General features: G+C 59.3%; 25 protein-coding genes. 23 read left to right on the forward strand and 2 right to left on the reverse strand.

Translation table 11 applies throughout. The features are described from left to right. Window positions 1-156 precede the first annotated feature (156 nt). The 17 genes from ACWKY3_RS02745 to ACWKY3_RS02825 all read left to right on the forward strand — a co-directional run bounded on the left by ACWKY3_RS02745 (window position 157) and on the right by ACWKY3_RS02825 (window position 12,532). Window positions 157-579 carry a hypothetical protein gene (locus ACWKY3_RS02745; RefSeq protein WP_195495903.1) on the forward strand — a complete coding sequence of 141 codons (423 nt, stop codon included), beginning with the start codon at window positions 157-159 and terminating at the stop codon, window positions 577-579. Continuing rightward, entirely contained in the window at window positions 560-2,296 is a 1,737-nt protein-coding gene (locus ACWKY3_RS02750) for a terminase large subunit (RefSeq protein ID WP_449314893.1), read from the forward strand. The genes ACWKY3_RS02745 and ACWKY3_RS02750 overlap by 20 nt, the downstream gene beginning before the upstream one ends. A 2-nt stretch (window positions 2,297-2,298) precedes the next feature. Continuing rightward, on the forward strand, window positions 2,299-3,576 hold the full coding sequence (locus ACWKY3_RS02755) for a phage portal protein (protein WP_449314894.1): 1,278 nt from the start codon (window positions 2,299-2,301) through the stop codon (window positions 3,574-3,576). Continuing rightward, the gene (locus tag ACWKY3_RS02760; protein ID WP_449314895.1) at window positions 3,557-4,192 is read left to right on the forward strand and encodes an HK97 family phage prohead protease; all 636 of its coding nucleotides are present in this window, start codon (window positions 3,557-3,559) and stop codon (window positions 4,190-4,192) included. The genes ACWKY3_RS02755 and ACWKY3_RS02760 overlap by 20 nt, the downstream gene beginning before the upstream one ends. Before the next feature lie 4 nt (window positions 4,193-4,196). Further along, entirely contained in the window at window positions 4,197-5,483 is a 1,287-nt protein-coding gene (locus ACWKY3_RS02765; RefSeq protein ID WP_449314896.1) for a phage major capsid protein, read from the forward strand. A gap of 10 nt (window positions 5,484-5,493) precedes the next feature. Further along, window positions 5,494-5,796, forward strand: coding sequence for a head-tail connector protein (locus ACWKY3_RS02770; RefSeq protein ID WP_449314897.1), 303 nt, complete (start codon window positions 5,494-5,496; stop codon window positions 5,794-5,796). Then, on the forward strand, window positions 5,793-6,104 hold the full coding sequence (locus tag ACWKY3_RS02775; RefSeq protein WP_449314898.1) for a hypothetical protein: 312 nt from the start codon (window positions 5,793-5,795) through the stop codon (window positions 6,102-6,104). Before ACWKY3_RS02770 ends, ACWKY3_RS02775 begins: the two co-directional genes overlap by 4 nt. Then, window positions 6,097-6,468, forward strand: coding sequence for a hypothetical protein (locus tag ACWKY3_RS02780; RefSeq protein ID WP_271737659.1), 372 nt, complete (start codon window positions 6,097-6,099; stop codon window positions 6,466-6,468). Before ACWKY3_RS02775 ends, ACWKY3_RS02780 begins: the two co-directional genes overlap by 8 nt. Next, window positions 6,465-6,794, forward strand: coding sequence for a hypothetical protein (locus ACWKY3_RS02785; protein ID WP_449314899.1), 330 nt, complete (start codon window positions 6,465-6,467; stop codon window positions 6,792-6,794). Before ACWKY3_RS02780 ends, ACWKY3_RS02785 begins: the two co-directional genes overlap by 4 nt. Before the next feature lie 10 nt (window positions 6,795-6,804). After that, window positions 6,805-7,401: a major tail protein gene (locus ACWKY3_RS02790; protein ID WP_449314900.1), complete on the forward strand. Its 597-nt coding sequence runs from the start codon at window positions 6,805-6,807 to the stop codon at window positions 7,399-7,401. A gap of 10 nt (window positions 7,402-7,411) precedes the next feature. Further along, window positions 7,412-7,825 (forward strand): hypothetical protein, encoded by a 414-nt coding sequence (locus ACWKY3_RS02795; protein ID WP_449314901.1) that lies wholly within the window; start codon window positions 7,412-7,414, stop codon window positions 7,823-7,825. Between the two features lie 277 nt (window positions 7,826-8,102). Beyond that, window positions 8,103-8,930 (forward strand): hypothetical protein, encoded by an 828-nt coding sequence (locus ACWKY3_RS02800; protein WP_449314902.1) that lies wholly within the window; start codon window positions 8,103-8,105, stop codon window positions 8,928-8,930. A 691-nt stretch (window positions 8,931-9,621) separates the two neighbouring features. After that, window positions 9,622-9,939, forward strand: a complete 318-nt coding sequence (locus ACWKY3_RS02805; protein WP_449314911.1) for a tail fiber domain-containing protein — start codon at window positions 9,622-9,624, stop codon at window positions 9,937-9,939. Then, window positions 9,936-10,937, forward strand: a complete 1,002-nt coding sequence (locus ACWKY3_RS02810; protein ID WP_449314903.1) for a BppU family phage baseplate upper protein — start codon at window positions 9,936-9,938, stop codon at window positions 10,935-10,937. The genes ACWKY3_RS02805 and ACWKY3_RS02810 overlap by 4 nt, the downstream gene beginning before the upstream one ends. A 9-nt stretch (window positions 10,938-10,946) precedes the next feature. Beyond that, window positions 10,947-11,849: a DUF6273 domain-containing protein gene (locus tag ACWKY3_RS02815; protein ID WP_449314904.1), complete on the forward strand. Its 903-nt coding sequence runs from the start codon at window positions 10,947-10,949 to the stop codon at window positions 11,847-11,849. Between the two features lie 119 nt (window positions 11,850-11,968). Continuing rightward, window positions 11,969-12,379: a hypothetical protein gene (locus ACWKY3_RS02820; RefSeq protein ID WP_195535016.1), complete on the forward strand. Its 411-nt coding sequence runs from the start codon at window positions 11,969-11,971 to the stop codon at window positions 12,377-12,379. A gap of 57 nt (window positions 12,380-12,436) precedes the next feature. After that, the gene (locus ACWKY3_RS02825; RefSeq protein ID WP_229071514.1) at window positions 12,437-12,532 is read left to right on the forward strand and encodes a hypothetical protein; all 96 of its coding nucleotides are present in this window, start codon (window positions 12,437-12,439) and stop codon (window positions 12,530-12,532) included. Window positions 12,533-12,864: 332 nt separating this feature from the next. On the opposite strand, the gene ACWKY3_RS02830 is transcribed toward ACWKY3_RS02825, so the two are convergent. Next, window positions 12,865-13,041 carry a hypothetical protein gene (locus ACWKY3_RS02830; protein WP_449314905.1) on the reverse strand — a complete coding sequence of 59 codons (177 nt, stop codon included), beginning with the start codon at window positions 13,039-13,041 and terminating at the stop codon, window positions 12,865-12,867. A gap of 42 nt (window positions 13,042-13,083) precedes the next feature. On the opposite strand from ACWKY3_RS02830, the gene ACWKY3_RS02835 reads away from it, so the two are divergent. From ACWKY3_RS02835 to ACWKY3_RS02860, 6 genes are all read left to right on the forward strand, one after another. Next, window positions 13,084-13,857, forward strand: coding sequence for an RNA-directed DNA polymerase (locus ACWKY3_RS02835; RefSeq protein WP_449314906.1), 774 nt, complete (start codon window positions 13,084-13,086; stop codon window positions 13,855-13,857). Window positions 13,858-13,931: 74 nt separating this feature from the next. Beyond that, window positions 13,932-14,378: a carbohydrate-binding protein gene (locus tag ACWKY3_RS02840; protein ID WP_449314907.1), complete on the forward strand. Its 447-nt coding sequence runs from the start codon at window positions 13,932-13,934 to the stop codon at window positions 14,376-14,378. 1 nt (window position 14,379) lies between these two features. Then, window positions 14,380-14,826 carry a hypothetical protein gene (locus ACWKY3_RS02845; RefSeq protein WP_087193580.1) on the forward strand — a complete coding sequence of 149 codons (447 nt, stop codon included), beginning with the start codon at window positions 14,380-14,382 and terminating at the stop codon, window positions 14,824-14,826. A gap of 1 nt (window position 14,827) precedes the next feature. Beyond that, window positions 14,828-15,088, forward strand: coding sequence for a phage holin (locus ACWKY3_RS02850; protein ID WP_346679344.1), 261 nt, complete (start codon window positions 14,828-14,830; stop codon window positions 15,086-15,088). After that, window positions 15,081-15,791: a C39 family peptidase gene (locus ACWKY3_RS02855; RefSeq protein ID WP_449314908.1), complete on the forward strand. Its 711-nt coding sequence runs from the start codon at window positions 15,081-15,083 to the stop codon at window positions 15,789-15,791. Before ACWKY3_RS02850 ends, ACWKY3_RS02855 begins: the two co-directional genes overlap by 8 nt. Further along, window positions 15,772-16,836, forward strand: a complete 1,065-nt coding sequence (locus ACWKY3_RS02860; RefSeq protein WP_087193577.1) for a LysM peptidoglycan-binding domain-containing protein — start codon at window positions 15,772-15,774, stop codon at window positions 16,834-16,836. Before ACWKY3_RS02855 ends, ACWKY3_RS02860 begins: the two co-directional genes overlap by 20 nt. A 161-nt stretch (window positions 16,837-16,997) precedes the next feature. Here the strand turns inward: ACWKY3_RS02860 and ACWKY3_RS02865 are convergent. Beyond that, window positions 16,998-17,222, reverse strand: a 225-nt coding sequence (locus ACWKY3_RS02865; RefSeq protein ID WP_449314909.1) for a hypothetical protein, incomplete at its 5' end; no start/stop codon positions are given.

Consider the following 17,222-nt stretch of genomic DNA (forward strand, 5'->3'; position numbering starts at 1 on the left):
ACAACACAGGGCGACCGCGAGAAAGCGGACGCAAAACCGCAGGTAAACCCGCGAGACAATCCCCCCGGTCTGAAAAACGCAGACGGTGCCTAGGGCACCAACGCCGGGAGGTAATTTCTTGCGCGTGACGGATTTTCGAAAGGGGGTGGTCTTGCGATGACGGCAAAAGTAGGCAATACTTCGAAAGTTTCGCCCGCAGTCGCGGGGAATAGCCCGCCGAAGCGGCGAGTTGCCAAGGAGAAGCGCGTAGAGAGCGAGCTTCGGAAGCTGCGCGAGATCACCAAGGGCGCTATCCCCGACGAAAAGCGAAAAGCCGTCATGCCGCTTTTGGCCAACCTCGCGTTTCTGAAAGTCAAGCTTGACGATGCCCGCGCCGATCTGCTCTACGAAGACATCTTCACCGAGTACGACAACGGCGGCGGGCAAACCGGGCTGCGAGAGCATCCCGGATTCAGTGCATACAACAAGCTGTTCACCACGTTCTCACGCGGCGTTAAGCAGCTAACCGACATGATGCCGAACGGAACCGCCGCAGCCGACGCGCTCATTGACTTCATCAATGAAACGCGGTTCGGTTAGAGCGACCGGCAAGCATGGTTCGTGCGAGCGCGCCATACGTGACTACTTCGGCGGCATCCTGCGCGGCGATATAACCGCATGCGGCAAGATGAAGCAGGTTGCCGCTATCGTGCTTCAGGGCATGGACAACACCGACCCGCTCTATCCGTACCACTACCGCGAGGAATACGCGCAGAAGCATGTTCGCTTCATCGAAAGCTTCTGCCGCCTACCGTCCGGGCGCTTGGGGCACGATTTCAAGCTAGAGCTTTTCCAACGCGCCATTCTGTCCGTCGTTTTCGGATTCGTTGACGCTGAGGGCGTGCGGCAGTACCGCGAAGTGCTCTGGATTATGGGACGCAAGAACGGAAAGACCGCGCTTGCGTCTGCGATAGAGCTTGACTTGCTCGTTAACGACGATGAAGGCGCGCCGGAGGTCTATAACGTAGCAACCGCGCGCGATCAGGCGGCTAAAGGCTTCAACAACGCATGGCGCATGGTGCAGACCAGCCCTGCGCTCGCTAAGCACATCCGCAAGAGGGTTGCAGACTTGTACTGCGATCTGAACATGGGCAGCATTCGCGCTCTGAGCGCAAACACGAACCATCTTGACGGCTTGGACATTTCCGGCGCAATCGTGGACGAGCTGGCCGCGATGAAGAACCGCGACCTTTACGACCTGACGATGCAGGGAACGTCTGCGCGCCGCCAGCCGCTCGTGTTGGAGATCACGACTAACGGTTTCGTGCGAAACAGCATCTTCGATGCGCAATACGAGTACGCGACCAAATGGCTTGACGGCAAGGCGACCGGCGAGAAGGCAGAGCGTTTCATCGCGTTCATCTTCGAGCTTGACGAGCGCGAGGAATGGGAAGACGAAAGCGCTTGGATTAAGGCGAACCCCGGCCTTGGCACGATCAAATCGCTTTCGGCTCTTCGACAGAACGTTTCCAAGGCTAAGGATGATGCGACATACCTTCCCACGCTGCTTGTTAAGGATTTCAACCTCATTGAAAACCAGTCTCAGGCTTGGCTTACGTGGTCTGAGATTCACAACGAAGCCACTTTCGACCCCGGCGACGGAACGTTTACGTATGCCGTGCTCGGCGTTGACGCGGCGGACACGACCGACCTTACCGCCGCTTGCCTTCTCATGCAGCGGCCTAACGATCCGAACTTCTACGCGCTGCACATGGCGTGGATTCCGCTTCGCGCGTTGGAGCAAGCGGAGAAGGAGGGGCGGCGCGGGGGGCGCGACGGCGTGCCCTACGACGCGTGGATTGCGCGCGGGCTTATGCGGACGTGCGAAACGCCCATCATGGACAAGCGCGACGTTCTGGATTGGGTGGCCGAGGTTCAGGACAAGTACGGCATCTATGCCGTCTCTTGCGGCTACGACCCGTGGCACATGCGCGACGTGCCGACCGTGGAAGCATACGAAGACTATTTCGGCGCTGACAACCTGCAAAAGGTCATTCAGGGCGCGCAAACGCTGTCAATGCCGATGAAGGAGCTTCGGGCGCTCTACAAGGAAGGGCGCATCGTGGACAACGCCAACCCGATTGCCGAATGGTGCCGCTCGAACGTCGCCATTCGAACCGACGTGAACGGAAACATTCAGCCGGACAAGAAGAACCAAGACCCGCGCAACCGCATAGACGCGTGGGCTGCTGAGTGCGACGCGTTCATTGCGATGAAGAACATTGCGGACGATTACCGCGCGATGATAGGAGGTTAGAGTTGAGCAGATCACAACCGTTTTTGCGCTCGCTCTTCGATGCGGTGTTCCACCGTCCGCAGATGCAAGCGGTAAACGGCTATTTCTCCACGTTCACGGCATATGCCCCGTCGTTCACGACATGGCAGGGCGGGCTTTACGAAGCAGAGCTTACGCGTAGCATCATCGAGAGCGGCGCAGATCACGCAAGCAAGCTGAAGCCGGAGGTTTCCGGCTCTGCTCAGCCTGTCGCCGCGCGCGCTCTCAGGCAGCAGCCTAACCCGTGGATGACCACGCCGCAGTTCATAAAGCGCATTTGGACGATTCTTCAGGTCAACGACACGGCGCTTATCGTGCCCATCGACGCTGGCGACGGACTTACGATCACCGGGTACTATCCCGTGCTGCCGAGCCAGTGCGAAGCATACGACGTTGACGGCGAGCTTTGGCTAATGCTCACGTTCCCGACCGGCGACAGCGTGCTTGTCGAGTGGTCGCGCGTCGGCGTGATGACGCGCCACCAGTACCAAAGCGATTTGTTCGGCGACGGCACGAACGTTCTTCAGCCGACGTTGGAGCTTATGCACGCTCAGAACGAAGCAGAGCAAGCGGCTATCAATCAGGGCGCGGCAATTCGCTTTATCGGCAAGCTGAGCCAGAACCGAAACGAAGGCGACCAAGAGCGGGCGCGCAAGGCGTTCAACGCTCAGCTTTCCGCCGACAACGCGGGAGGAATCGCGGTATACGACAAGCTGTTTTCGGACGTTGAGCAGATCACGCCGACAAGCTACACGGTCGATGCGGCGCAGATGGAGCGAATAGAGAAGAGCGCTTACCGCTTCTTCGGCTCCAATGAGGATATCGTCACGAACTGCGCGGACGAAGACACCTTCAACAGCTACTACGAAGGACGCATCGAGCCGTTCGCTGTTCAGCTCGGGTTCGTTATCACCTCCATGACGTACACGTCGAACGAGATAGCGCACGGAAACTCAATCATGTTCAGCGCGAACCGACTAGAGTTCGCCAGCAACACGACGAAGCTTAACGTCTCGGTCGCGCTGTTCGACCGTGGAATCTGGTGCGGCAATCAGGTTGCCGATGTTTTCCAATCGGCGCACTACGACGGCGGAGAGCGGCACGTCATACGCGGCGAGTACATCGACCTTGCGCTCATCAGCGAGCACACGGCGGAACAGGCGGCGCAGGCCGCAGAGACGAACGCAAACATAGCCGCTATCGACGCGAGCAGCGGCGTTGGAACCAGCAAGGAGGTAGACGATGCCAGCGAAACCGAGTGAGCGGCAATACCGTTCCCTTGCCGTGCCGCTCAACGTGCGGACGGCTGACGGAAGCGCGAACAAGCGCTTTGACACCGATTACTACGTCGAGGGCTACGCATCGACATTCAACGACCCATACGTGCTTTTCACCGACTGGGACGGCAACGAGTATCGCGAGATCATCGACCCCGGCGCTTTCGACGGCGCGGACATGAGCGACGTTATCATGCAGTACGACCATACGGGCAAGGTGCTTGCGCGCATGAGCAACAACACGCTCATTGTCGAGCCTGACAAGCACGGGCTTTTCATCGCGGCAGACCTTAGCGGATCTCAGGCCGCGCGCGACCTTTACGAAGAGATTACTAACGGCCTTATTACGCGCATGTCGTGGGCTTTCAGCGTGGGCGCGGACGAATACGACCGGGACACGCACACCACGACCATTACGCGCGTCAAAAAGGTTTTCGACGTGTCGGCGGTGAGCCTTCCGGCTGACCCCAATACGGAGATTTCAGCAAGAAACCTGCTCAACGGAGTGATTGAGCAGTCGCGCAAGGAGCTTGCGCGCCGTAAGAGTGCCCTTGCAATCGCGAGGGCGACGCTGGCAATCGCCAAGAGCAGAAAGGTTTAGGACAATGGACGAAATGACTATGGATGACCTGCTTAACGAGCTTCAGGGGCTTATCGACAAGTACAAGCCCGCCGATGACGGAACCGAGACTGAGCCGACCGAGCAGGACGCTGAGCGCATGAGCGCGCTTACCGCCGAGATCGAGAAGCGAAACGCATCCGCAGCGCAGCGCCGCGACAGCCACGCCGCGACCGTCGCCGCTGCGCGCGCCGCTATCGAGAACGGCAGCGCCCGCCGCGTCGATTCCGTGCCGCTGGGCACTTCCGCGAGCGCTCGCGGCGCTCTGCCGCAGGTGCGCGACACGACCGACTACAACGCCGCCGCCCGCCGCGCTTGGGTGAAGGACATTGCCCGCCGGAGCGGCGTGCAGCTCATCGAGGGCACCGATTTCACGCAGGTTGAGCGCGACGCTTACAACGCGCTTGTCGAGCGCCGCACCGCGTTCACGCATCTGACCAGCAACACCGATGCGGTTATCCCCGTCGAGCTTCAGACGCAGATTTTCACGCTGATTGACAACACGGCTGTTCTCTACGGCGATATCCACAAGGACAACTTCCCGCACCAGTTCGAGCTTATCCGTCATAAGAGCATCAAGGCTGGTGACGCTGCGAAGACCGATGAGGGGGCAGCGCCCGCCGATGAGGAGAAGAACGAGTTCGACACCATCACCCTTACGGGCGAGGAGATCAAGAAGACCGTCAAGATGAGCCGCAAGATGGCGGTTCAGTCTATCAGCGGCTTTGAGCAGTACATCGTCAACGAGACCGGCGCGCGCCTTGCCGTCGCCGCCAACGCGCGTGTCCACGCCAAGACTGTTGACGGCACGCTCGGCATGGATTCCGGCAACAAGATTAACTGCGCCACCGCTGGCACCCTGAAGAAGGCTGATATCACCAAGCTTCTGGGCATGCTCTACACCTACGGCAACCCCGCGCCGAAGGGCTGCATTATCTACGCCAACGGCAACACCATTTGGAACCACATTGCTATGGTCGAGGATGCCAACGGGCGCTCTTACTTCGTGGACGAGAAGACCGAAGACCCCGCCGTTGAGGGTCATATCTTCGGCAAGCTCGTTAAGCGCGACGATTCTATGGCCGATGGCATCATCAAGGCGGGCTATCCCGACCTGTTCCGTGGAAACATCTTCGACGGCGTGGACGTTACGCCCTACGTCGAGCCGGGTACTCAGAAGCGCTGCTTTGACGGATACCTGCTCTTCGACGGCGGGCTTGTCGTGCCTAAGTCTTTTGGCCAGCTCACCATCGGCACCGCCGTTAAGGCTTAGGAGGTGCCGCATGGCAGAGAAGCCGAAGCTGCTTGACGCGTGCCGCGAAGCGCTGAGGATTCCCGCCGACTGCACCGACTTTGACGCTGAGATCGAAGACCTCATCGAAGCCGCCCGCGCCGCGATGCGCGCGGGCGGCGTTGCCGATGCCGTAGCCGCCGACGATTCGAACAGCACGGTTCGGCTCGCGGTGAAGGTCTACTGCAAGGCGAACTTCGGCATGGACAACCCCGATGCCGACCGCCTTACTCAGAGCTTCGACGATCTGCTAACCATGATGCGCGGCAGCTCGGAGTTCGGGGGCGTGAAATGAGCATGTGGGCTGGCACGTGCCAGCTCATCGCTAAGACCGTCCAGAAGGACGAATACGGCGTGCAGCAGACGGAGGAAACAAAGCGCAAGGTGTTCTGCAACGTCTTCTCTATGGGCGATGCCGCCTACTACGCCGCCGCTGCCGCTGGCGTACACCCCGAAGCCGTATTGCAGATTCGCAAGAGCGCATACGAAGGTGAGCGGCTAGTCGAGTTCGACGGCGCGCGGCTCACGGTCGCGCGCGTTGACAGGTCAAGCCCCGACTTCGTGCGCCTGACGCTCGCTGAGGTGGTGGGCGACCGTGGCTGAGCAGAGCATCGAGCGGTTCATAAGCAGCTGCATGAAAGAGTGCGTGGAAGACAACGTTTCCGCGCTCGCTGAGAACGCGGGCGAAGCCGGAAGGCGCGCCGTAAAGCTGTTGAAGCAAGAAAGCAAGGTGCGCACCGGTGCTTACAAGAAGGGCTGGAAGGCCGATGTTAAGACCGATGAGACGGGCACCGAATGCACCGTGCACAACCGGCGATACCAGCTAACGCACCTGTTGGAGAACGGCCACCAGATCACGAACCAGACTGGCGAGGATTACGGCACCGTTCCCGGCGACGGCGTTATCAGGAAGGTTGCAGACCAAGTGGCGCGAGAGTTCGCGGAGATGGGGGGCGACGGACGATGATTGAGCTAAAGGCGCTCTGCGGCGTTCTCGATTCGCTCGGCATCCCGTGGGCTAACCAGCGCTTCGCTGACGGTGAGGAACCGGCACCGCCCTTCATCTGCCTTGTCGCGGGCTACAACGAAGCGGCCTACGCGGACAACGGCACCTACCTTTCGTGGATGCCCTACGATATCGCGCTCTACACGCGGCACCGCGACTACGCGACCGAGAAACGCATACGCGATGCGCTCGAAGCCGCAGAGTGCTCGTTCACGCTGAGCATCACGAACATTGATTCAGAAGAGCTTACCGAAGCGGCGTTCACTGTGAACGTCGCCGAGAGTTAGGAGAAAACAAATGGCACGAAACGGATTCTTCGGCGTGAAGAACTCGCATTTCGCGATCTGCACCGACGAAGACGCGCTTACCTACGAAGACCCCGTGCACGTCGCGGGCACCGTCGCTATCAGCATGGAGCCTACAGTTGAGACGGCAACGAGCTACGCCGACAACGAACCGTGGCTTGACAAGCAGCAGGACAACGGCGGCTCTGGAACCATGAGCTTCTACGACACCGAGAGCACCGCCGAGCTGCGGCAGCTCATCGCAGACCTCGTGGGCTACGAAATCGCGCAGGACGGGCGAACCATCCTTAGCGCCGACCGCACGCCTAAGAAGTTCGCGTTCATGTGCGAGCAGCCGGGGCACGTGCTCGGTCGCCGCCGATGCCTTCTCATGTGCCAGCTCTCGAAGCCGACGCAGGAGCTTAACACCGTTCAGGACACGCCAGAGATCACGCAGCTTGACTATCCGTTCACATGGCGACCCGTCACCATTCCCGCAACCGACATTCGCACGAGCGGTTACGACAGCTTTACCGGGCTTGCCGACTATGCAACGTTCTTCGATGCGGTGAACATCGAGCTTGCGCACAAGACTGAGCCGACGGCCTAGGAGGTGGCGAATGCTTATCAAGGTTGGCGAAAAGAGCTACGAAGCGACCTTCAACGCGTTCACGCCGATCGCCTATTCTCGATGCTTCAATGAGGTTGTCGAGGGCGGAAGGAAGCGCCCGAAGGACATTGCGGATGCGGTTTCTAAGATCGCCGGTTCTCTCATGACTAGCGACGTGCCCGCTATCGTCCCGCTGCTCGAAATCTTCTACGCGTGCATCAAGACCGCAACGCCGAAGTTCGATACCGGATTCGATGAGTGGGTTTCTTCTTTCCCATCGGACGCGTACAACTTGGAGCGCAAGGACGGTTGGGCTTCCGACGTGATGCGAATTGTCGAGGACAACTTTTTTCCTTCGGCGAAAGAGGACGTGGAAGCCGCGCCCGCCGAAGAGGAAAGCGCCGCCGCTGACAAGCGAGCTTAGCGACGCGTGCGACGCGCGATACATCTACAACTGCCAGCAATGCGGCCTGACGCTATCAGACCTTCAGATGATGAGCTACCGGCAGGTTCAAGACCTTCTGGAACTCAACGCGTTCTACGCCGACGCTGCGGAGCACTACGACGAGGACGAGAAGGCGCGCAAGGCAGAAGCCGCGTTCTGGTCATGACGTGAAGTGAGTTCTTGACGGCAGCGCACCCGCGAGGGCGCGTTGCTTCAAGCACTCATGGGACTTTGACAACCGAAGAGGGGTGATTACGTGGCTGTTTCCTACAAGGGTCTTGTTATCAAGTTCGGCGGCGACACGACGGGTCTTCAAGATGCGCTGAAATCCGTTCAGAAGCAAGCGCGCAACGCCCAAAGCAACCTTCGGGACGTGAACAGAGAGCTGAAATTCGACCCAAGCAACGCCGATCTTCTTGAGCTTAAGATGAATGCCCTCAACAAGTCTGTTGAGGAAACAAAGAAGCAGCTTGACATGTATAAGCAGGCTCTTCAGCAACTTGAAAGCAAGAAGCAGAGCGGCGCTAAGCTCACGGCTCAGGAAGAAGCGCAGTACGACAGCCTTAAGCTCGCGATAGTGAGGTGCGAGCGCCAGCTTGACAGCTACGGCAGCGAGCTTGCGGACACGGCGCGACAGGCCGAAGGGTCTAAGACCGCGCTTGGCAAGCTCGGCCAGACCATCGAGGACAACGCCGACGCTATTTCAAACGCCGGGTCTAAGGTTTCGAGCGCAGGAACCGCTTTGTCTGGCGGCATCATCGGTGCTGCTGGCGCACTGACCGGCCTTGCATCGAGCCAAGAGGAAGCGATACAACGCAGCGGTGTCTTGGTCAACGAGCGCGACTTGGCAGAGGGGAAAGTACCTCTGGCAGAGAACCAAGATGACGCTCGCCGACGGCTCAACGGAGTACACCGAAGCTCAGTTGATCGCCAGCGCAAGCGGCATCGGCGTTTCAGAGGTAGTGGAGCAATACTACCTGAGCACCAGCAGCACCACGCAAGCGGGCGGCTCTTGGTCAACCACGCAGCAGACGTGGGTGGCCGGTCGCTACTACTGGACGCGCAGCCGCACCACGTGGTCTGACGGGACGGTTACCTACACCGACCCCGTTCTCGCGCGGGCGCTCACGAGCGGCAACCAGAGCACGAACGACCTAGACAACTCGCTCACGCAGCTCGATGTGTTCAATCGACTGACGAATAACGGGCAGACGCAGGGCGTTTACCTCAGCAACGGGAAGCTCTATATCAACGGCGATTACATCAAGGCTGGAACCATCAACGGCGACTACATCAAGGGCGGAACAATCGAAGGTGCGATCTATCGATATGGAAGCGAAACATCATACACAAAAGCAAGTCAAGGTTACTTTTTCACGACAAACGGGGTAGACGCAATAAAGATATCCGGCGGAGAAATATGCATCGGAGAAAAGGGCGAAGGAGATAACGTCAACTCAGAAGCAGGTCTAAACAAGGTTAGCTGGCTTGGAGAAGGCGGGATGCACATTGCATCCCATAGCGACAACCCGTATTTAGAGGGCTATACCCATGACGGTTATGTTGACGTCGCGATTACAAGCGTAGGGGGGCTGCTAGATTGCTGCTCACCTATTTTCTTCAACGACTATGAGACCGGAAAGAGCGGCTTCGCTGTCGTTTCGGAAAACGCTAACAACTTTCGTTTTGTTTTCAACGCGACAAGCGGTTCTTACCTTGAGATTCAGACCATCTTCGGTGCTTATGGTCTGTCTGCATGGCATTCAGACGCTCGCATGAAGGAATCAATAACAGATTCTCCGGTAGATGCTCTCAGTGTTATCAGATCAATTAAGCATAGAACGTTCAGATGGAAGGACGTTGTAGACGGGTTCGGTGAAACCCATGAAGGCTGCTGTGTTGACTGCGGATACATCGCGCAGGAACTGGAAGAAATCAACAAGGGCTTTGCTTTTACCGTCGGAGAGGGCACAGAAGGAGAGCGAAAGCAAATCAGCGAACAAAGACTGATTCCGTACATCACAAAAGCAATTCAAGAACTTGATGAACGTATTTCAGCAATAGAGGACAAGCTGAAAGGAGGCGCGCAATGAGCAACACGCGGACGTTGGAACTCGATATCTCGAAGGAGGGAACGGGAGCCTGCGTCAAGGTGGGTCAGGGCGACGATGGCGGAACCACAATCAAGGCGCTTATCTACGACAACGGCGCTGAGTTCGCGCTTTCCGGCGCTACGGCATGGCTCGTGGTGCTTCTGCCGAACAAGCGCAACTACTATCGCGGCCAGTGCTCGGTGAGCGGTAACGCCGCCACGATCACGGTTGACGAATCCAAGCTTTGCAGTGTGCCCGGTTACACTGATGAAGCCTACTTCACGATAACGAAGGACGGAAACACCTACTCAACGGAGCGGTTCGCACTCGATATCCTGCGCAGCGCGCTTGACGGTCAGCAGCCCGCGCAGAACTGGGACGATGCCGTTCAAGACCTCATCGACCGTGGCAATCAGGCCGTAAGCTCAGCCAACAGCGCGGCCAGCGCGGCGAACAGCGCCGCGAGCAAGGCGAACTCGGCTGCTACGAGCGCGACCAACGCCGCGAAGGCTGCAAACGATGCCGCAGCGTCGGCGACAAGCGCAGCTTCGGCGGCGAACACGGCGAAGGCAAACGCCGACAAGGCAACAACGGCGGCGAACAACGCGGCATCGGCTGCGAACACGGCGAAGACCAACGCCGACGCGGCCACATCCAAGGCCAACGCGGCTGCGAGCGCGGCGAACACGGCTGCTTCTAACGCGAACTCCGCCGCCGCTGCGGCGAACGGAGCTGCGGACGATGCGACGGCTGCGGCTCAGAACGCGCTCAACATCGCAAACAGCATCGCGGCTATCGAGCCGCCTTCTGACGATGAGGTTGAAGAGCTACGCGACGCTAACGCGGTGCTCGCTACCGCCGTCGCCGAGCTGCAAGACGATTACGTGGTTATCAAGGAAACGGCCTACATGCCCGCGAGCCGCCGAAGCGCGCTGTCGGGCGAAACGCTCACGGTCGCGCAGGCGAGCATGAGCGGCGAGACGGCCACGCTCAACTAAGGGGGTACCATGGCTGACCTTTCCAAGTTCTCGATCAACGGAACGGCATACAACCTGAAGGACACTTCGGCGCGAAACTCGGCAAACGCCGTCACCACCGCAGAGGAATACGACCGGCAGCACATCATCAACGCATACGGCGGTCGCTCGCTCGCTTCGGTCTTCGCAAGCGAGATCGGGAGCACCGACGTTTACACATGGCTTCGGAACCGCGCTCGAAGCGCCAACTTCGCCGGTCTTCGAATCGGCGATTACATCGACGTTCCCATCACGGCGGGCGCTAACGTGCCGTCGCAGACGGTGCGCTACCGCATCGGCGCTATCGACCACTATTACCAGTGCGGCGACACAGCGAAGGGGCACCATATCGTCATGGTGCCGCTCGCGCCCGTGAGCGTCACCGGAGACAAGGCATCAAACACCAGCTATCTTCAGTGGCGAGATACGAACGACAACAACGGTACCGCCGAGGAAAAGCACCCTTACTTGGTTTCGAAGCTGCACGACTGGGAAATCAACGACTTCCTGCCAGCGCTGCCGACCGCGCTTCAGAACGCGATCATGGCGCAGCGTGTGCTTCTCGAAGAGCGCTATTCGTCTTCGGGAAATCTCACAGAAGCGAGCGGTTGGAGCTGGGCAGACTTGGGCAAGATTTGGTCGCCCTCAGAGATGGAGGTTTACGGGTGCCCGGTCTGGGGAAGCAAGGGCTACTCTGTAGGCTTCGATAGTCAGTTCCCCATCTTCACTGACACCGCAAGCCGCATCGCGGGCGGTCGCGTCGCTTGGTGGCTGCGCTCCGTCGTGGGCGGGTCTTCGTCCCACGCGTGCTATGTCTACAGCAACGGCTCTGCCTACTACCTTGCCCCGACGCACGACTGGATGCGCCCCCTGCCGTGCTTCCTCCTAGGCTGATAAAATCAGCCGTACTAGGTACTGGTCTGGCGCATGCCTTGCGCATGCGCCTTTGCTTCCCCGCGCGAAGCGCGGGCGAAGCAATTTTCAAAAATCACGGAGGGGGGGGATGTTGCAAATTGAGCGGCGTATATGTGCGGAACCGCAACCTAAGCACGTTCGAGTATTTCAACACTGCGGTTTCGATTCGAAACGAGGTGACGCGCCTTGTCACTTCGGGCGCGGTGCCCAAATCCTATCGCTTCATCTTCGCCGTCCCCATGGCGGAGACGGCGCGAAGCGTGGTGTTCAACCTTGTGAAGGCTGATGCCTTCTACCCGAACACACAGCGGAACGTCGAGGAACGCAAGCATTACATGACGCTTGCCTTGGCAGACCTAAACCAGCTTTACCAAGACCTGCAATGCCTTCTTGCGATGAAGCTACCCGTCAAGGTGGCTAAGTTCGAAGAGATCTCAGAGAGCATCGAGAACGATATAAAGCTCATAAAGGGCGCTCGCGCGGGCGTGAAGCTCATTGGAAAGGGGTAGAATGTTCGCGCGTTGTCCCTTGGAAATCATCGCGTCAATTGGTGGCTGCGGTCGGTCATGGGCGGGTCTTCGTCTAGCGCGTGCAATGTCAACAGCAACGGCAATGCCAACAACAATGCGCCGACGAACGACTGGGTGCGCCCGCTGCCGTGATTCCCAAGCATTGCCAGACCGTGCGGCCGGAAGCGCCGCGCGCCGTGCATTTGAGGAAGGAAGGGGCGACCATCGGGCGCAAGCCCGTAAATATGCACCCCGCGACGGTTGCCGTTCGCTGCCTGCATGGCGCGGTTCTCGGCGTTCGACCGCGTTTCATGGTCAACCGTCAAGCGGCTGCTGGATGCCGATTGCGAGCCGCGCGGGGTGCCCTCATGAACTCTGAAGAGCGCAGGGCTGCGCGGCGCGCAAGGCGCGATGCCAAGCGCGCTGAGAACCGGGCTAGGCGCATCGAGTGTTGCACGCTGGAAGCTGTCGCCGATCTCGATAACCTATACGATGCCGCCAACGGCGCTGCCGCTGGCGTGCGTTGGAAATCGAGCGTTCAGCGCTACATGGCGCGCGTCGTTCCAAACATCATGAGAGCACGGCGCGACCTTCTCACGGGCGCTGACTTCCGGCGCGGCTTCATTGAGTTTGACTTGTTCGAGCGCGGCAAGCTTCGTCACATCTGCTCTGTCCACTTCTCAGAGCGCGTTATACAGAAATCGTTGAGCCGTCACGCGCTTGCGCCCGCGATCTGGCCTACCCTCACCGAGGGATGCACAGCGAACGTCAAGGGGCGCGGCACCGACTACGCGATTCGACGCATGAAGCGCCAGCTTGTCGAGCACCACCGAAAGCATGGAGCGGAAGGCTACATCTTGCAGGTCGATTTCGCGGACTACTTCGCAAACATCGACCACGACGCATGCAAGTGCCTTATCGACCGAGCCATTGACGATGAGCGCGTTAAGCGCGTCATGAGCGACCAGATAGACGCTCACGGCGCGCGCGGCTTGGGTCTTGGCAGCGAGCCGAACCAGATTCTAGCCGTCGCCCTGCCGTCGCCCGTTGACCATCTGATGCTGTCCCTTCCGGGCATCTTGGCGAGCGGGCGATACATGGACGATAGCTATTGCATCGCCCTTGACAAGCAGACGCTTTGGGACGCTCTTTCGCGCATCGAAGCGCTCTGCGACGATCTGGGAATCATCATCAACCGCAAGAAGACGCGCGTTGTGAAGCTGACGCGCGGCTTCGTGTTCCTGAAGAAGAGGTTTTCATATGGCGAGGGCGGAAAGGTTGTCGTTCGCCCGTGCCGTTCCTCCGTGACGCGGCAGCGGCGCAAGCTGAAGAAGCAAGCCGCGCTTGTCGCCAAGGGGATTATGACCGTCGAGCAGGTCAACCAATCCTACCAGTCGTGGCGCGGCAGCATGAAGCGCCTTAGCGCGCACGAGACGGTAAAGCGCATGGACGCGCTATACAGGGAGCTTTTCGGCTGAGGAAGCCGACATAGCAAGGTATCGAAGCCCTCGCATTAGCGGGGGCTTTTTTGTTGCGAGAGAAAGGGGAACACATGGCATTCACCGAAGAGGAAGAGGGCAAGCTTCGCGCGATCATCGCCATTTTCGACGGCCAAGCGCCGTCGCTCTCTAGCGATGTGGCGGCGAAGTTCCCCGCGCTTTTCGCGGCGTGGGACGGCGACGGCCACGCCTACTCCGAGGGCGAGCGCGTGAGCTTCGAGGGCGTGCTTTACACGTGCCTTCAGGCGCACACTTCGCAGCCTGATTGGTCACCAACGGCAGCGCCGAGCCTTTGGGCGAAGGTGCTTGAAGCTGGCACGCCCGACACGCCGACAGAGGAAGTGCCCGAATGGGTGCAGCCTGATTCTACGAATCCCTACCCGCTCGGTGCCCGCGTCAAGCACAACGGCAAGGTCTGGGAATCCCTCGTTGCAAACAACGTCTGGGAGCCGGGGGCTGTCGGCACAGAAACCGTCTGGCGAGAGGTGACGGAGGGCTGACGTGGCGGAGAGCGTTTTAGACCATGCAGCGGCCTTCGGTGCCGAATGGTTCTTCGCGTTCCTCGTTGCTATCGGTTTCGGAATACTCGCAAAGCAGCTGCTTAACGAGTACCAGCGCAACAACGAGCGCAAGGCAGAGCTTGAAGAGCGAAACGCGGCGCGGCAGGCAGAACTAGAGCTGAAGCGCGAAGAGCGCAAGCGCGACGAACTCAACGAGCGCGCACAGCGCGACCGCGAGCGCTCGGAAATGGAAGGCCGCATCGCTGCGCAGATGGAGCGTAGCAACAACATTTCGGAAGGGCTGCAAGCCGCTATGGAATCTCTCAGGGCTTCCACGGCGGCGCTGCACGACGAAATCAGGGAATCGCGCGAGCACTCGCACGACATGGCAAACAAGGTCGATCACATCTACGACCGCGTAGACCTCATCTATGAAAAGGAGAACTGAAATGATTAACTTCACCGCACGTATCAAGAACAAGACGTTCTGGCTGACTCTCATTCCCGCCGTCCTGCTGCTCGCGCAGGTGGTCGCCGCGCCGTTCGGCTACCAGTGGGATTTCGGCGTTCTGAACGAGCAGTTGGCCGCGATCATCAACGCGCTTTTCGCCGTGCTCGCGATTCTTGGCATCGTGACCGACCCGACCACGGCGGGCGTTGGCGATTCCGCGCAAGCGCTCACCTACACCGAGCCGAAGCGCGATGAGTAGGCTAAAGGCTGTCGCCCTCGTGCTTTCCGGCGCGCTCGCGTCAATGCTCTTCTGCGGCTGGCTCATCGTCGGCCATATCGAGAGCGACGCGGGCGCGCTCGCTGAAGCGCGCGAAGAGGGCTACGCGGCGGCTGAGGAAGACCGCCTTGCAATCGTGGTCGATAGGCCGATTGCAGAGGGTAACAGCATGCCGCTATGGCTTCAGACTGACCCGCAATGGGACTACATACCCTATGCGGGCGGAACCATCGGCGACCACGGCTGCGGCCTTACATGCGCGGCTATGGCTGTCAAATACATGACGCTTCAGGACATTACGCCGCTCACGCTCGCATCGTTCGTGGGTGACACGTGCCTTACCGATGGCGTTAACGACCCCGGCAAGTTCTGCGCGTGGATTGCCGAGCATTACCCGGAATACGGCATCGAGAGCACGCCGATTTCTTACGATCTCGCACCCGTCCTTCAAAACGTGTCCGATGGGTGGCTTGCCTTCGCTGGCATGAGCGGAACGCTCGGCGATAGGGACTACGGCGGGCACGTCGTGCTTATCTGGCGCGCAGACGATGACGGCTACTGGATACGCGACCCGGCGAGCGCTGGGAACTCAGCGCGCGCCTTCACGCTCGAAGAGCTAGAGCAGGTCGATTTTCATTACTTCTACTGCATCAGAGGGGGCTTCTATGGCACTCAACGGCATTGATATTTCTAACTACCAGCGCGGGCTTGACCTCGCGCAGGTGCCTTGCGATTTTGTTATCTGCAAGGCGACAGAGGGAACCACCATCGTTCACAACACCTGCGACCCGTGGATTCAGCAGGCTATCAAACTCGGCAAGCTCTGGGGCTTCTATCACTTCATGAACGGAGAAGACCCCATCGCTCAGGCTAAGCACTTCGTCGCAAGCTGCCGTAACTACTTCGGCAACGGCATTCCCGTTCTCGATTACGAGATGTACGGGCGCATCGGCACCGACAAGGCAAAGCAGTTCCTCGATTACGTCTACGATCAGACCGGCGTTCGCTGCATCGTCTATATGAGCCGTAGCGTTTGCACCGAAGAGGATTGGTCGAAGATCGCGCCGAATCACGCGCTCTGGGTTGCGCAGTACGCTAACAACAACCGCACCGGCTACCAGTCTTCGCCGTGGCTTCCCGATGGCGGCTTCGGCGCTTGGGGTAGCTGCGCAATCCACCAGTACACGTCGAATGGCCGTCTCAATGGCTTCAACGCGCCGCTTGATCTCGATATCGCCTATATGACGCGCGAAGCGTGGGGCAAGTTTGCCAACCCGTCCGGCGCGGCAGCGCCCGACGTTCCGCCCGCAGAGGTCGCCGAGCCTTCGCCGGAGGGCACGACGCTTGACCTTGCAGCAGCGGTCATGCGCGGCGAGTATGGCGTTGACGATGAGCGCCGCGAAAAGCTCGGCGACCGTTACCAAGAGGTGCAAGACCTCATCAACTACATTGACGGCGCTTCCGCTTCTCAGCTCGCAGATGATGTGGAACGCGGAATGTTCGGCGTTGTGCCGACGCGCAGCGACGTTCTGGGCGACCGCTTCAGCGAGGTTCAGGCAATCGTCAACCAGAGGGCGGGCGTTGGCGCTGCGCGCGTCTACACCGTCAAGAGCGGAGACACGCTCAGCGAGATTGGCGCTTCGCTCGGTATCGACTGGCACACCATCGCAAGCAAGAACGGCATTGGGGCACCTTATACGATCTACCCCGGCCAGAAGCTTTCTTATTAGTGTTCAAGCGGGGCACCCTGACAAGGGGTGCCCCGCTTTCTGGCGTTAGACGGGCTTACAGCAAGCCGCCCATCTGGTGTTTTGCAAACACCGGAAATTGCTATTTTTGGCACGTGCCAACGACAACAAACCAGTTTTTCGATACTCTAACTATGCAAGTATCAAGCTGGATAGCTGCGCGGTTGGCGGTGCTTGTGGAGTTCGCCGTTTTTCTCATAAGCTCCACCACGGAAAAACAGGAGGTCGAAGCATCGTTTGTGCTTCGGCCTCCTTTCTTTTGCCCCGTCGATTTCCAGCAGAAGGGCCTCTTCCGTCGTTAAGTCACCGCCGACATGGGCCGGCCGCCCCCGCAGGTTGGTCACAAAACGCGCCCTGTGGCACTCCGG

The sequence above is a fragment of the Rubneribacter sp. genome (assembly GCF_965361815.1).